General features: G+C 52.7%; 14 protein-coding genes. 8 read left to right on the forward strand and 6 right to left on the reverse strand.

Features of this window, described 5'->3' with window-relative positions; genetic code table 11:
- Positions 1–49: 49 nt before the first annotated feature.
- Positions 50–946 carry an aldo/keto reductase family oxidoreductase gene (locus ACJHWK_RS08415; RefSeq protein WP_000250656.1) on the reverse strand — a complete coding sequence of 299 codons (897 nt, stop codon included), beginning with the start codon at positions 944–946 and terminating at the stop codon, positions 50–52.
- A gap of 48 nt (positions 947–994) precedes the next feature.
- Positions 995–1,234, reverse strand: coding sequence for a DUF1289 domain-containing protein (locus ACJHWK_RS08420; protein ID WP_000840481.1), 240 nt, complete (start codon positions 1,232–1,234; stop codon positions 995–997).
- Between the two features lie 102 nt (positions 1,235–1,336).
- Between ACJHWK_RS08420 and nemR the strand changes: the two genes are divergently transcribed.
- From nemR to ACJHWK_RS08445, 5 genes are all read left to right on the forward strand, one after another.
- Positions 1,337–1,936, forward strand: coding sequence for a DNA-binding transcriptional regulator NemR (nemR, locus tag ACJHWK_RS08425; RefSeq protein WP_001032943.1), 600 nt, complete (start codon positions 1,337–1,339; stop codon positions 1,934–1,936).
- Between the two features lie 36 nt (positions 1,937–1,972).
- Positions 1,973–3,070, forward strand: a complete 1,098-nt coding sequence (gene nemA / locus ACJHWK_RS08430; RefSeq protein ID WP_001520603.1) for an N-ethylmaleimide reductase — start codon at positions 1,973–1,975, stop codon at positions 3,068–3,070.
- 80 nt (positions 3,071–3,150) lie between these two features.
- Positions 3,151–3,558, forward strand: a complete 408-nt coding sequence (gene gloA, locus ACJHWK_RS08435; protein ID WP_001237796.1) for a lactoylglutathione lyase — start codon at positions 3,151–3,153, stop codon at positions 3,556–3,558.
- A 102-nt stretch (positions 3,559–3,660) separates the two neighbouring features.
- Positions 3,661–4,308 carry a ribonuclease T gene (rnt, locus tag ACJHWK_RS08440; RefSeq protein WP_001282281.1) on the forward strand — a complete coding sequence of 216 codons (648 nt, stop codon included), beginning with the start codon at positions 3,661–3,663 and terminating at the stop codon, positions 4,306–4,308.
- Positions 4,309–4,400: 92 nt separating this feature from the next.
- Positions 4,401–9,017 (forward strand): ATP-dependent helicase, encoded by a 4,617-nt coding sequence (locus ACJHWK_RS08445; RefSeq protein WP_410234818.1) that lies wholly within the window; start codon positions 4,401–4,403, stop codon positions 9,015–9,017.
- 50 nt (positions 9,018–9,067) lie between these two features.
- On the opposite strand, the gene grxD is transcribed toward ACJHWK_RS08445, so the two are convergent.
- Entirely contained in the window at positions 9,068–9,415 is a 348-nt protein-coding gene (gene grxD / locus ACJHWK_RS08450; RefSeq protein WP_000108172.1) for a monothiol glutaredoxin 4, read from the reverse strand.
- Positions 9,416–9,749: 334 nt separating this feature from the next.
- On the opposite strand from grxD, the gene mepH reads away from it, so the two are divergent.
- Both mepH and sodB read left to right on the forward strand, forming a co-directional pair.
- The gene (gene mepH, locus ACJHWK_RS08455; RefSeq protein WP_000101181.1) at positions 9,750–10,577 is read left to right on the forward strand and encodes a peptidoglycan DD-endopeptidase MepH; all 828 of its coding nucleotides are present in this window, start codon (positions 9,750–9,752) and stop codon (positions 10,575–10,577) included.
- A 127-nt stretch (positions 10,578–10,704) separates the two neighbouring features.
- Positions 10,705–11,286 carry a superoxide dismutase [Fe] gene (gene sodB, locus ACJHWK_RS08460; protein WP_000007283.1) on the forward strand — a complete coding sequence of 194 codons (582 nt, stop codon included), beginning with the start codon at positions 10,705–10,707 and terminating at the stop codon, positions 11,284–11,286.
- 145 nt (positions 11,287–11,431) lie between these two features.
- Here the strand turns inward: sodB and ACJHWK_RS08465 are convergent, their stop codons facing one another.
- On the reverse strand, positions 11,432–12,601 hold the full coding sequence (locus ACJHWK_RS08465) for an MFS transporter (RefSeq protein ID WP_001520605.1): 1,170 nt from the start codon (positions 12,599–12,601) through the stop codon (positions 11,432–11,434).
- Positions 12,602–12,766: 165 nt separating this feature from the next.
- The gene (gene cydH, locus ACJHWK_RS08470) at positions 12,767–12,856 is read right to left on the reverse strand and encodes a cytochrome bd-I accessory subunit CydH (protein WP_000102278.1); all 90 of its coding nucleotides are present in this window, start codon (positions 12,854–12,856) and stop codon (positions 12,767–12,769) included.
- A 298-nt stretch (positions 12,857–13,154) separates the two neighbouring features.
- Between cydH and purR the strand changes: the two genes are divergently transcribed.
- Positions 13,155–14,180 (forward strand): HTH-type transcriptional repressor PurR, encoded by a 1,026-nt coding sequence (purR, locus tag ACJHWK_RS08475; protein ID WP_000190982.1) that lies wholly within the window; start codon positions 13,155–13,157, stop codon positions 14,178–14,180.
- Here the strand turns inward: purR and punR are convergent.
- The gene (gene punR, locus ACJHWK_RS08480) at positions 14,177–15,109 is read right to left on the reverse strand and encodes a DNA-binding transcriptional activator PunR (RefSeq protein ID WP_000269493.1); all 933 of its coding nucleotides are present in this window, start codon (positions 15,107–15,109) and stop codon (positions 14,177–14,179) included. The two genes, purR and punR, sit on opposite strands and share 4 nt — an antisense overlap.
- Positions 15,110–15,208: the final 99 nt, after the last annotated feature.

The following is a 15,208-nucleotide window of genomic DNA, read 5'->3' on the forward strand; positions in this document are numbered from 1 at the left end:
AGTGTAAACCAGTGACACATTTTTGAACGGCGGCTATTCCTAAAAGTGCTTACGGTACGTCGTAACCCAGTGCCGCTTTACGGATACGAAACCATTGTTGACGGGTCATTTTCAGTGTTTCTGCTTCGACAGCTGCCCGTACGCGCTCAATTTTACCTGAGCCGATAATTGGCAGCGGCTGCGACGGTAAACGTAATACCCAGGCGTAAACCACCTGTTCAATCGAGCCCGCGTTTAACTCCTCCGCCACCACAGCCAGTTCATCACGCAGCGGCTGGAAATAATCATCATTAAACAGACGACCACCACCAAGGCAGGACCACGCCATCGGACGAACACGCAGTTGTTGCAGTTGGTCGAGCGTACCATCCAGCAGTAACGGCTGATGCACCGGGGATATTTCCACCTGATTAGTGGCAAGGGTAAACGGCAGGCGTGATTGCAACAGGGCAAATTGCGCGGGCGTGAAGTTGGATACGCCAAAATGGCGCACTTTGCCGCTCTGATGCAGATGTTTAAACGCGTCCGCCACCTCATCGGCATCCATTAACGGGTCTGGTCGGTGGATTAACAGCAGATCCAGATGATCGGTCGCAAGGTTAATCAGCGACTGTTCGGCGCTCTTAATGATGTGATCGCGGTCAGTGATGTAATGACCAATGACGTTTTCTTCACGCGCGGTCGTCGCGATACCGCATTTACTGACGATTTCCATCCGTTCACGCAGGTGAGGAGCCAGTTTCAGCGCCTCGCCAAACGCCGCTTCGCACTGATAGCCACCATAAATATCAGCATGGTCCACGGTGGTCACGCCGAGATCCAGATGCTCTTCAATAAAACTGACCAGCTGGCGGGCGGACATATTCCAGTCCATCAATCGCCAGTAGCCCATCACAAAACGGGAAAACTCCGGGCCTTGCGGCGCAATAGTAATACGCTGAACCATAATCGCTTCCTCTTATCAGATATGAGAGGAGTATACGCAAGATTAGGCTCAAAAGAGTGATGGTTGCTCCGGTTCGTCTGATGACGCTGGCTTATTTGCACGTAATTTGCGCATTAATCGCTGCCGACAAAGGCGCAGTACCTCTTGTTTTTCGCCATCGCTCATTTTATTCCAGTTAAAACGCTCATCCCGACTGCGAAAGCAGCCGCGACAAAATCCGCGTTCGTCAGACTGGCAAATTCCCCGGCACGGGCTCTGGACGGGAAAGAACTCTAATTGCTCCGCCACCTCGCCCTCCTCAGATAAGATTATTACCACTATTGAAGCTCTTAATACCCAAAGTAGCAACTTTGCTTGCACTAGACCGACTGGTCTACTACACTCCAGCGCATGAACAAACACACCGAACATGATACTCGCGAACATCTCCTGGCGACGGGCGAGCAACTTTGCCTGCAACGTGGATTCACCGGGATGGGGCTAAGCGAATTACTAAAAACTGCTGAAGTGCCGAAAGGGTCCTTCTATCACTACTTTCGCTCTAAAGAAGCGTTTGGCGTTGCCATGCTTGAGCGCCATTACGCCGCATATCACCAGCGACTGACTGAGTTGCTGCAATCCGGCGAAGGTAACTACCGCGACCGCATACTGGCTTATTACCAGCAAACACTGAACCAGTTTTGCCAACATGGAACCATCAGTGGTTGCCTGACAGTAAAACTCTCTGCCGAAGTGTGCGATCTGTCAGAAGATATGCGTAGCGCGATGGATAAAGGCGCTCGCGGCGTGATCGTTCTGCTCTCGCAGGCGCTGGAAAATGGCCGTGATAGCCATTGTTTAACCTTTTGTGGCGAACCGCTGCAACAGGCACAAGTGCTTTACGCACTATGGCTGGGTGCGAATCTGCAGGCCAAAATTTCGCGCAATTCCGAGCCACTGGAAAACGCGCTGGCACATGTAAAAACCATTATTGCGACGCCTGCCGTTTAGCAGGCATTTTTTATCACCAGACGACCGGGAGCCTTTATGTCATCTGAAAAACTGTATTCCCCACTGAAAGTGGGCGCGATCACGGCGGCAAACCGTATTTTTATGGCACCGCTGACGCGTCTGCGCAGTATTGAACCGGGTGACATCCCTACCCCGTTGATGGCGGAATACTATCGCCAACGTGCCAGTGCCGGTTTGATTATTAGCGAAGCCACGCAAATTTCTGCCCAGGCAAAAGGGTATGCTGGTGCACCTGGCATCCATAGTCCGGAACAAATTGCCGCATGGAAAAAAATTACCGCTGGCGTTCATGCTGAAAATGGTCATATGGCCGTACAGCTGTGGCACACCGGACGCATTTCTCACGCCAGCCTGCAACCTGGCGGTCAGGCACCGGTAGCGCCTTCCGCACTTAGCGCGGGAACACGTACTTCTCTGCGCGATGAAAATGGTCAGGCGATCCGTGTTGAAACATCCATGCCGCGTGCGCTTGAACTGGAAGAGATTCCGGGTATCGTCAATGATTTCCGTCAGGCCATTGCTAACGCGCGTGAAGCCGGTTTTGATCTGGTAGAGCTCCACTCTGCTCACGGTTATTTGCTGCATCAGTTCCTTTCTCCTTCTTCAAACCATCGTACCGATCAGTACGGCGGCAGTGTGGAAAATCGCACGCGACTGGTGCTGGAAGTGGTCGATGCCGGGATTGAAGAATGGGGTGCCGAACGCATTGGCATTCGCGTTTCGCCAATCGGTACTTTCCAGAACACAGATAACGGCCCGAATGAAGAAGCCGATGCACTGTATCTGATTGAACAACTGGGTAAACGCGGCATTGCTTATCTGCATATGTCAGAACCAGATTGGGCGGGGGGTGAACCGTATACTGATGCGTTCCGCGAAAAAGTACGCGCCCGTTTCCACGGTCCGATTATCGGCGCAGGTGCATACACGGTAGAAAAAGCCGAAACGCTGATCGGCAAAGGGTTAATTGATGCGGTGGCATTTGGTCGTGACTGGATTGCGAACCCGGATCTGGTCGCCCGCTTGCAGCGCAAAGCTGAGCTTAATCCACAGCGTGCTGAAAGTTTCTATGGCGGCGGTGCGGAAGGCTACACGGATTACCCGACGCTGTAATCCAACATTGCGAGCGGCGCAAAGCCGCCGCTATACTAAAACAACATTTTGAATCTGTTAGCCATTTTGAGGATATAAAGATGCGTCTTCTTCATACCATGCTGCGCGTTGGCGATCTGCAACGCTCCATCGATTTTTATACCAAAGTGCTGGGCATGAAACTGCTGCGTACCAGCGAAAACCCGGAATACAAATACTCACTGGCGTTTGTTGGCTACGGTCCGGAAACCGAAGAAGCGGTGATTGAACTGACCTACAACTGGGGCGTGGATAAATACGAACTCGGCACTGCTTATGGTCACATCGCGCTTAGCGTTGATAACGCCGCTGAAGCGTGCGAAAAAATCCGTCAAAACGGGGGTAACGTCACCCGTGAAGCGGGTCCGGTAAAAGGCGGTACTACGGTTATCGCGTTTGTGGAAGATCCGGACGGTTACAAAATTGAGTTAATCGAAGAGAAAGACGCCGGTCGCGGTCTGGGCAACTAATCTCCTGCCGGGCGTGAACTCATCGCGCCCGCATCTTTACTGCATCGACAAGTAATATTTGTCATAATGCGCGCTGCAATTTATCCGTATTAAGAGAATCAGATGTCCGATAACGCTCAACTTACCGGTCTGTGCGACCGTTTTCGTGGTTTTTATCCTGTTGTGATCGATGTTGAAACAGCCGGATTTAACGCCAAAACCGATGCGCTGCTTGAGATTGCCGCCATCACCCTGAAAATGGATGAACAAGGCTGGCTGATGCCGGACACCACATTACATTTCCACGTCGAACCATTTGTCGGCGCAAATTTGCAGCCAGAGGCCCTCGCCTTCAACGGCATTGACCCGAACGATCCCGATCGCGGCGCGGTCAGCGAATACGAGGCGCTGCACGAAATTTTTAAAGTTGTACGTAAAGGCATTAAAGCGAGCGGCTGTAACCGCGCCATTATGGTGGCGCACAATGCCAATTTTGATCACAGCTTTATGATGGCCGCCGCAGAACGCGCCTCGCTGAAACGTAACCCGTTCCACCCTTTCGCCACTTTTGACACTGCTGCACTTGCCGGGCTGGCACTCGGACAAACCGTATTGTCAAAGGCTTGCCAGACCGCTGGCATGGACTTCGACAGCACCCAGGCGCACTCCGCGCTGTACGACACCGAACGCACTGCTGTGCTGTTTTGTGAAATCGTCAACCGCTGGAAACGTCTGGGAGGCTGGCCGCTACCTGCCGCCGAAGAGGTGTAATCGAGTCGATGCCTGATGACATGCAATGATTCAGGCATCTATAGTGAGGCTATTCCACGCATCATGCATGATATTCACGGGGAATAGCGTTAATGGCAGATAATCTAAACCCTTCATCGCCCCTGCCGGACGTGTTTTCACCGGCGACCCGCGACTGGTTTCTTCGCGCCTTTAAACAGCCGACCGCTGTCCAGTCGCAAACCTGGCATGTGGCGGCGCGAGGCGAACATGCGCTGGTGATTGCACCGACTGGCTCCGGGAAAACGCTGGCAGCATTTCTCTACGCCCTCGATCAGCTCTTCCGCGAAGGCGGCGAAGATACCCGCGAGGCGCATAAGCGTAAAACCTCACGCATCCTCTATATTTCACCGATCAAAGCTCTGGGCAGCGACGTTCAGCGCAACTTGCAGATCCCGTTACAGGGTATTGCCGATGAACGGCGGCGGCGCGGCGAAACGGAAGTCAATCTTCGCGTGGGGATCCGTACTGGCGATACGCCTGCACAGGAACGCAGCAAACTCACCCGTAATCCGCCGGATATTCTGATCACCACACCCGAATCACTCTATCTGATGCTGACCTCCCGCGCGCGCGAAACGCTACGCGGCGTCGAAACGGTAATTATTGATGAAGTCCACGCGGTAGCAGGCAGTAAACGTGGTGCGCATCTGGCGTTAAGTCTGGAGCGGCTCGATGCGCTGCTCCACACCTCAGCACAGCGAATTGGCCTTTCTGCCACTGTGCGTTCAGCCAGCGATGTGGCAGCATTTCTTGGTGGCGATCGCCCGGTTACGGTAGTCAACCCGCCCGCAATGCGTCATCCGCAGATACGGATTGTCGTACCGGTCGCCAATATGGATGATGTCTCATCGGTCGCCAGCGGCACTGGCGAAGACAGCCATGCCGGCCGGGAAGGCTCCATCTGGCCATATATTGAAACGGGTATCCTTGATGAAGTGTTGCGCCATCGCTCGACCATTGTCTTTACTAATTCACGCGGGCTGGCGGAAAAACTGACGGCACGATTGAATGAGCTTTACGCCGCACGCTTACAGCGTTCCCCGTCTATCGCCGTTGATGCGGTCCATTTCGAGTCGACCTCCGGCGCAACCTCTAACCGTGTACAAAATAGCGACATTTTTATTGCCCGCTCACACCACGGCTCCGTCTCTAAAGAACAACGAGCAATCACCGAACAGGCGCTGAAATCGGGTGAATTACGCTGCGTGGTCGCAACCTCCAGTCTCGAACTGGGGATTGATATGGGCGCGGTGGATCTGGTGATTCAGGTGGCAACGCCGCTTTCTGTTGCCAGTGGGTTACAACGCATTGGACGTGCCGGACACGAGGTAGGTGGTATCTCCAAAGGGCTTTTTTTCCCCCGAACCCGGCGTGACTTAGTCGATTCCGCAGTCATTGTTGAGTGTATGTTCGCAGGCAGGCTGGAAAACCTGACACCACCGCATAATCCACTCGACGTCCTTGCGCAGCAAACCGTTGCCGCCGCGGCGATGGATGCATTACAGGTAGACGAATGGTACTCCCGCGTACGCCGTGCCGCACCGTGGAAAGATCTGCCAAGACGTGTTTTTGACGCCACGCTGGATATGCTTTCCGGGCGCTATCCCTCTGGCGATTTTTCTGCTTTTCGCCCCAAACTGGTCTGGAACCGGGAGACCGGGATATTGACCGCCCGACCTGGCGCTCAGCTGTTGGCGGTTACCAGCGGTGGCACCATTCCGGATCGTGGCATGTATAGCGTGTTATTACCCGAAGGTGAAGAACAGGCCGGTTCGCGGCGGGTGGGTGAACTGGATGAGGAGATGGTATATGAGTCGCGGGTGAACGACATTATCACTCTCGGCGCTACCTCATGGCGGATCCAGCAAATCACCCGCGATCAGGTGATTGTGACTCCTGCTCCAGGTCGTTCTGCCCGCCTTCCCTTCTGGCGTGGTGAAGGTAACGGACGTCCGGTAGAATTAGGCGAGATGATCGGCGATTTTCTCCATTTACTGGCGGATGGCGCGTTCTTTTCCGGGACTATTCCCCCGTGGTTGGCAGAAGAAAATACGATCGCCAATATTCAGGGGTTGATTGACGAGCAGCGCAACGCGACGGGCATCGTTCCGGGTAGTCGTCATCTTGTCCTCGAACGGTGCCGTGATGAAATTGGTGACTGGCGTATTATTTTGCACTCTCCCTATGGAAGACGGGTGCATGAACCCTGGGCGCTGGCGATTGCCGGGCGAATACATGCACTATGGGGCGCTGACGCGTCTGTGGTTGCCAGTGATGACGGCATTGTTGCGCGCATTCCTGACACCGATGGTAAATTACCTGATGCCGCGATTTTTTTGTTTGAACCAGAAACGTTGCTGCAAATTGTCCGCGATGCGGTAGGCAGCTCGGCACTTTTCGCCGCCCGTTTTCGCGAATGCGCCGCGCGGGCATTATTAATGCCGGGCCGCACGCCGGGCCATCGCACCCCGCTCTGGCAACAACGACTGCGCGCCAGTCAGTTGCTGGAAATCGCTCAGGGATATCCGGATTTTCCGGTCATTCTCGAAACCCTACGCGAATGTCTGCAAGATGTTTATGATCTTCCCGCGCTGGAACGTTTGATGCGTCGCCTGAACGGTGGCGAAATTCAAATATCCGATGTAACGACCACTACGCCCTCGCCTTTCGCCGCCAGTTTATTGTTCGGCTATGTCGCGGAATTTATGTACCAGAGCGACGCCCCGCTGGCAGAGCGCCGGGCATCCGTACTGTCGCTGGACAGCGAGTTACTGCGCAATCTACTCGGACAGGTCGAACCGGGGGAATTACTCGACCCGCAGGTCATTCGCCAGGTGGAAGAAGAGTTGCAACGACTGGCACCTGGCAGAAGAGCGAAAGGTGAAGAAGGATTGTTCGACCTGCTGCGCGAACTGGGTCCAATGACCGTTGAAGACCTGGCGCGACGGCATACAGGCAGCAGTGAAGAGATTGCGTCGTATCTGGAAAATCTTCTTGCAGTAAAACGAATCTTCCCGACGATGATTAGCGGGCAGGAGCGTCTTGCCTGTATGGATGATGCCGCCAGGCTGCGCGATGCCCTCGGCGTACGACTACCAGAGTCACTGCCAGAGATTTATTTGCACCGAGTCAGTTACCCGCTTCGCGACCTCTTTCTGCGCTATCTCCGGGCTCATGCTCTGGTCACAGCTGAACAACTGGCTCATGAGTTTAGTCTCGGTATTGCCATTGTCGAAGAGCAACTTCAGCAACTGCGCGAACAGGGGCTGGTGATGAATCTGCAACAAGACATCTGGGTGAGCGATGAAGTATTTCGTCGTCTGCGTTTGCGCTCGCTGCAAGCCGCCAGAGAAGCGACACGTCCCGTTGCGGCCACGACCTATGCGCGATTGCTGCTGGAACGTCAGGGCGTATTACCCGCCACCGATGGTAGCCCGGCACTCTTTGCCTCAACATCGCCAGGCGTTTATGAGGGCGTGGATGGCGTCATGCGGGTGATCGAACAGCTTGCAGGAGTCGGTTTACCCGCCTCACTCTGGGAAAGCCAGATCCTGCCTGCCCGCGTACGCGACTATTCGCCAGAAATGCTCGATGAATTACTGGCAACCGGTGCGGTTATCTGGTCGGGGCAAAAAAAGCTGGGTGAAGATGACGGTCTGGTGGCACTGCATCTACAGGAATATGCCGCAGAATCGTTCACTTCCGCCGAAGCGAATCAGGCGAATCGTTCGGCACTGCAGCAAGCGATAGTCACGGTTCTGGCTGACGGAGGAGCCTGGTTTGCACAACAAATCAGCCAACGGATACGCGATAAAATCGGCGAATCGGTTGATCCCTCAGCCATGCAAGAGGCGTTATGGGCGCTGGTCTGGCAAGGCGTCATCACCAGCGACATTTGGGCACCGTTACGCGCCCTCACCCACAGCAGTACCAACACACGCACCTCAACTCGCCGCAGTCACCGGGCTCGTCGTGGACGTTCTGTCTATGCGCAACCCGTCTCGCCGCGGGTATCTTACAACACACCAAAGCTTGCTGGACGCTGGTCGTTATTGCAGGTGGAGCCACTAAACGATACCGAAAGGATGCTGGCGCTGGCGGAAAATATGCTCGACCGCTACGGCATCATCAGTCGTCAGGCGGTGATAGCCGAAAATATCCCTGGTGGGTTTCCATCGATGCAAACGCTTTGTCGAAGTATGGAAGACTCCGGGCGAATTATGCGAGGTCGTTTTGTAGAAGGTCTGGGTGGCGCGCAATTCGCTGAACGTCTGACTATTGACCGATTGCGCGATCTGGCGACACAAACCGCGCAAACGCGCCACTATACACCAGTGGCGCTCTCCGCCAACGATCCGGCTAATGTGTGGGGAAATCTTCTGCCCTGGCCTGCACATCCGGCAACGCTGATACCAACGCGTCGGGCGGGTGCGCTGGTGGTCGTTTCTGGCGGCAAATTGTTACTCTATCTGGCGCAAGGTGGCAAAAAAATGCTGGTCTGGCAGGAAAAAGAGGAATTACTCGCCCCAGAGATTTTCCACGCGCTGACTACCGCACTGCGTCGCGAACCACGGCTGCGCTTTACGCTAACAGAAGTGAATGACCTACCGGTCCGGCAAACGCCGATGTTTACGCTGCTGCGTGAGGCGGGATTTTCAAGTTCGCCACAAGGACTGGATTGGGGATAGAGAAAGGACTGACGGATGCCCGTTCGCATCCGTCAGTATTGCAGGACGGATTATTCAGCGTCCGGCTCTTCAGACTTGTATTTAGCGGCAGTTTCTTTGATCAGCTGCTGCAGTTCGCCACGCTGATACATTTCGATCACGATATCACAACCGCCGACCAGCTCGCCGTCAACCCACAGTTGCGGGAAGGTCGGCCAGTTAGCATATTTCGGCAGTTCCGCACGAATGTCCGGATTCTGCAGAATATCAACATAGGCAAAACGTTCGCCACATGCGGCAAGCGCCTGGACTGCCTGGGCAGAGAAACCGCAGCTCGGCAGTTTCGGTGAACCTTTCATGTACAGCAGGATCGGGTTTTCAGCAATCTGGCGTTGGATTTTTTCGATAGTGGTGCTCATTGTCTTGCTTCCTCAAACTTCTTTACGGCAGTAATCTGACATTGTAGCGGGTCAGTGCGGCATCGGAAAATAACATTTTCATCACGCTTTTGCTATTTTATCCCTTTGCTCTATTTGTTGCATTTCAAATATTCGTTTCTTCCCTGACGCACGGCAAACTGGCGTATTTATAACCATTTTTAGCTTTCACTGCTGCATTTTTTTGCGCTCGCCAACGAAACGTATTTTTTAACAATAAAAGCTATTAACTTTCTCTTCTTCTATGCATTAGAATCATCAAGTTTTGTAAATCAGACGCAGGCATGATAGACCTGCCTTAACAGAGGGACGCTCAGTGGCGCGGATAAACCGTATTTCGATCACGCTCTGTGCTTTACTTTTTACCACCCTGCCTTTAACGCCTATGGCCCATGCTTCAAAGCAAGCCAGGGAGAGTTCTGCTACTACTCATATCACCAAAAAAGCAGATAAAAAGAAAAGCACGGCAACCACCAAAAAGACCCAGAAAGCCAGCCAGAAAACAGCGAAAAAAGCCGCCAGTAAAAGTACGATCAAAAGCAAAACCGCTTCTTCCGTTAAAAAATCTTCCATTACCGCTTCTAAAAACGCCAAAACTCGCAGCAAACACGCCGTCAATAAAACGGCCTCAGCCAGCTTTACCGAAAAGTGTACCAAACGTAAGGGCTATAAATCGCATTGTGTGAAAGTCAAAAATGCCGCGTCAGGAACTCTTGCCGACGCGCACAAAGCGAAGGTGCAAAAAGCCACGAAAGTGGCAATGAATAAACTGATGCAGCAAATTGGTAAGCCATATCGTTGGGGTGGCAGCTCACCGCGTACCGGTTTTGATTGCAGCGGCCTGGTTTATTACGCTTATAAAGATTTGGTGAAAATACGTATTCCGCGTACGGCGAATGAAATGTATCACCTGCGAGATGCAGCGCCAATCGAACGTAGTGAACTGAAAAACGGCGACCTGGTCTTTTTCCGTACTCAGGGACGCGGTACAGCCGATCATGTCGGCGTATATGTCGGCAACGGCAAATTTATTCAGTCACCGCGTACGGGTCAGGAAATTCAAATCACTTCTCTCAGTGAAGACTACTGGCAGCGCCACTATGTTGGCGCTCGCCGGGTAATGACCCCAAAAACACTTCGCTAAAACTTTACCCTGTTGTTACGGCAACAGGGTAAGTTCATCTTTTGTCTCACCTTTTAATTTGCTACCCTATCCATACGCACAATAAGGCTATTGTACGTATGCAAATTAATAATAAAGGAGAGTAGCAATGTCATTCGAATTACCTGCACTACCATATGCTAAAGATGCTCTGGCACCGCACATTTCTGCGGAAACCATCGAGTATCACTATGGCAAGCATCATCAGACTTATGTCACTAACCTGAACAACCTGATTAAAGGTACCGCGTTTGAAGGTAAATCACTGGAAGAGATTATTCGCAGCTCTGAAGGTGGCGTATTCAACAACGCAGCTCAGGTCTGGAACCATACTTTCTACTGGAACTGCCTGGCACCGAACGCGGGTGGCGAACCGACTGGAAAAGTCGCTGAAGCTATCGCCGCATCTTTTGGCAGCTTTGCCGATTTCAAAGCACAGTTTACTGATGCAGCAATCAAAAACTTTGGTTCTGGCTGGACCTGGCTGGTGAAAAACAGCGATGGCAAACTGGCTATCGTTTCAACCTCTAACGCGGGTACTCCGCTGACCACCGATGCGACTCCGCTGCTGACCGTTGATGTCTGGGAACACGCTTATTACATCGACTATCGCAATGCACGTCCTGGCTATCTGGAGCACTTCTGGGCGCTGGTGAACTGGGAATTCGTAGCAAAAAATCTCGCTGCATAATAACTGATGGCAAATGCAACATTGCCTGATGCGCTTCGCTTACCATGCCAACTCGGATGAAGCGTTAACACCGCATCCGGCAAGATAAATCGCACGTTGCCAGCAACTGTAACGCAGAAGGTTATCCTTCTGCGTTTTTGTTTAATTAGCTGTTGGCAACGCAAACTGCCTCAGGTTGTTTTCTGGCTGACATAAACACCAGCAATAATGCCAGTCCCGCGACAATCGCCCCCATCACCGGCACAAAGCTGTATCCCAGCCCAGCGGAAATTACCGCACCACCAGCAGCTGCTCCCAGCGCATTTCCAAGATTAAAGGCACCAATATTGACTGATGAAGACAGACCTGGCGCTTCACTGGCGACACGCATCACGCGCATCTGTAACGGCGGTACGACCGCAAAGGTTGCAGCTCCCCACACCACCATGCTAATAGCTGCGCCGAACTCATTGCGGGCCAGGAACGGGATTGCCAGCATAATCACCATCAGCAGCAACAAAAAGCCTTTCAACGTGCCATTAACTGAACGATCTGCCAGTTTGCCGCCGAGATAGTTACCGATAGAGAATCCGACACCAATCAGCACCAGCATTGCCGTGACGAACACCGGCGTTGCGTGGGTAATGCTTTGCAGTACCGGAGAGATATAGGTGTAGAGGGTAAACATTGCACCAGCTCCCAGTACCGTCGTCAGCAATGCAGACAGCACCTGCGGACGCATTAATACCGCCAGCTCTTTTTTCACTTCAGGTCGCGCCCCTGCGCCACCTTTAGGTAATGAGAAGAACAGACTTACCATTGAAATCACGCCCAGCACCGCCGTTGCCAGAAATGACATCCGCCAGCCGATGGTTTCGCCCAACCAGGTCGCTGCCGGAACGCCACCGATATTTGCCAGGGTTAACCCCATAAACATAGTGGCAACTGCGCTGGCCTGTTTATGTTTTGGCACCACGCTTGCGGCCACAACTGAACCCAAACCAAAAAATGCTCCGTGATTCAGGCTGGTCAAAATGCGTGAAAGCATGAGAGTCATATAATCCGGCGCGATGGCGGAAAGTACGTTGCCGAGCGTGAAAATCGCCATCAGGAAAATCAACGCACTGCGGCGAGCACGATGAGAAAGTAGAAGCGTCATCAGCGGCGCGCCAACCATTACGCCAACTGCATAGGCACTGATTAACATTCCGGCAGCGGGAATCGAGACATCCACACCGCGCGCAATGACGGGCAATAAGCCCATTGGCGAGAACTCCGTTGTCCCAATACCAAACGCGCCAATCGCCAGCGCCAGCAACGGATAGTTAATTTTCATGCCTTATCTCCACCTCTTCGCGTCATTACGCGATATTCATTAAAGTGGCGAAAGCATGACAGCAATCACAAAAAAATGAAAATAACAAAAAGAGAAAACACTTTTGCCATTTTGCTAACAAACAGGAAGGAGATGCGAGGGAGAACGCGCTCCCTCGAGAGGAAATCAGTGCAGCGCGGCAGTCAAACCCACGGCCACGATCAAACCGAGGACGATAATCGTTGTTACCAGTGAAAATTTAAGGTCGGTGCTCATCAAGTTTTCTCCTTTTTTATTACCACACAAAAAGTGATATTACGCATTTTTACACACTGTGATGAAAAAATCTCCCGTCATTTATAATGATAAGTGTTTTTACCACTTCCCCTTTTCGTCAAGATCGGCCAAAATTCCACGCTTACACTATTTGCGTACTGGCCATTGACCCCTTCCTGACGCTCCGTGTCGTTTTTCCGGCGTACCGCAACACTTTGGTTGTGCGTAAGGTGTGTAAAGGCAAACGTTTACCTTGCGATTTTGCAGGAGCTGAAGTTAGGGTCTGGAGTGAAATGGAATGGCAACAATAAAAGATGTAGCGAAACGAGCAAACGTTTCCACTACAACTGTGTCACACGTGATCAACAAAACACGTTTCGTCGCTGAAGAAACGCGCAACGCCGTGTGGGCAGCGATTAAAGAATTACACTACTCCCCCAGCGCGGTGGCGCGTAGCCTGAAGGTTAACCACACCAAGTCTATCGGTTTGCTGGCGACCAGCAGCGAAGCGGCCTATTTTGCCGAGATCATTGAAGCGGTTGAAAAAAATTGCTTCCAGAAAGGTTACACCCTGATTCTGGGCAATGCGTGGAACAATCTTGAGAAACAGCGGGCTTATCTGTCGATGATGGCGCAAAAACGCGTCGATGGTCTGCTGGTGATGTGTTCTGAGTACCCAGAGCCGTTGCTGGCGATGCTGGAAGAGTATCGCCATATCCCAATGGTGGTGATGGACTGGGGTGAAGCAAAAGCTGACTTCACCGATGCGGTCATTGATAACGCGTTCGAAGGCGGTTACATGGCCGGGCGTTATCTGATAGAACGCGGTCACCGCGAAATCGGCGTTATCCCCGGCCCGCTGGAACGTAACACTGGCGCAGGCCGCCTTGCCGGTTTTATGAAGGCGATGGAAGAAGCGATGATCAAGGTGCCGGAAAGCTGGATTGTGCAGGGTGACTTTGAACCTGAATCCGGTTATCGCGCCATGCAGCAAATCCTGTCGCAGCCGCATCGCCCTACTGCCGTCTTCTGTGGTGGCGATATCATGGCAATGGGCGCACTTTGTGCTGCTGATGAAATGGGTCTGCGCGTCCCGCAGGATGTTTCGCTGATCGGGTATGATAACGTGCGCAACGCCCGCTATTTTACGCCGGCGCTGACCACGATCCACCAGCCAAAAGATTCGCTGGGTGAAACTGCGTTCAACATGCTGTTGGATCGTATCGTCAACAAACGTGAAGAACCGCAGTCCATTGAAGTGCATCCGCGCTTGATTGAACGCCGCTCCGTGGCTGACGGCCCGTTCCGCGACTATCGTCGTTAATCACCCGTTGCGGGAGTCTCTTCCGGCTCCCGCAGCCACTCCTTATTCAGCGTCTCACTATCGCCGAGATACTCAAGCAACCAGGTTAACGCAGGCGACATATCATTTTGCTGCCATGTCAGACAACATGCCGAATCCGGGAAGGGGTTTTCCAGTTCTAGTGCTACCCACTTACCCTCATTAAGCCACGGTTTGGCGAAATGTGTTGGCACCATCCCTATGCATAATCCTGCCGAGATACAGGTTGCCGATGATTCCCAGTCAGGCACGACAAGTCTTTTTTGGTTATCCAGCAACCAGGTAATACGTTTAGGTAGCGTTCGCGAGGTGTCTTCGCGCACCAACGACGGCCAGTTGCGCAACGTATCATCGCTGAACGGGCCATCCATCAACGCCAGCGGGTGGTGACTGGCAACAACGCAACTCCAGCTTAGCATCCCCATATCCCGGAAGGCATAACGACCGCCTACCGGAATCGCGCGTGTTGCGCCAATCGCCAGTTCCACGCGCCCGTCGGAAAGCGCATCCCAGACACCGTTGAACACTTCCTGAAAGACAAGAAGTTCGACATCATCAAAATGGCGATAAAAATCAACGATCATCTGCCGTGTACGTTCTGGCCTGACAATATTATCCACTGCGATAGCTAACTGACCGCGCCAGCCGTTCGCTATCTGCTGACATTGCTGCCGGGTGATCTGCATTTTTTTGACAACAGAGCGCCCTTCTTTGAGAAACCACGCCCCGGCAGCGGTCAGTTCCACATCACGGTGACGTCGTTCAAACAGCGGCACCGCCAGCCACTCTTCCAGCTGACGCACGGTATAGCTGACCGCAGAAGGAACGCGATGCAACTCCTGTGCCGCAGCGCTAAAACTACCATTACGCGCTACCGCATCAACAACTTCGAGTGAATATTCTGACCACATAGTCTGCCTGCAAAATTTTTGAAACCAGTCATCAAATATTACCGTTTCACAACACTAATTTCACTCCCTACACTTTGCGGCGGTGTTTAATTGAGAGAT

Source organism: Escherichia sp. WS547, from assembly GCF_046486065.1.
Classification (GTDB): Bacteria; Pseudomonadota; Gammaproteobacteria; order Enterobacterales; family Enterobacteriaceae; genus Escherichia; species Escherichia coli.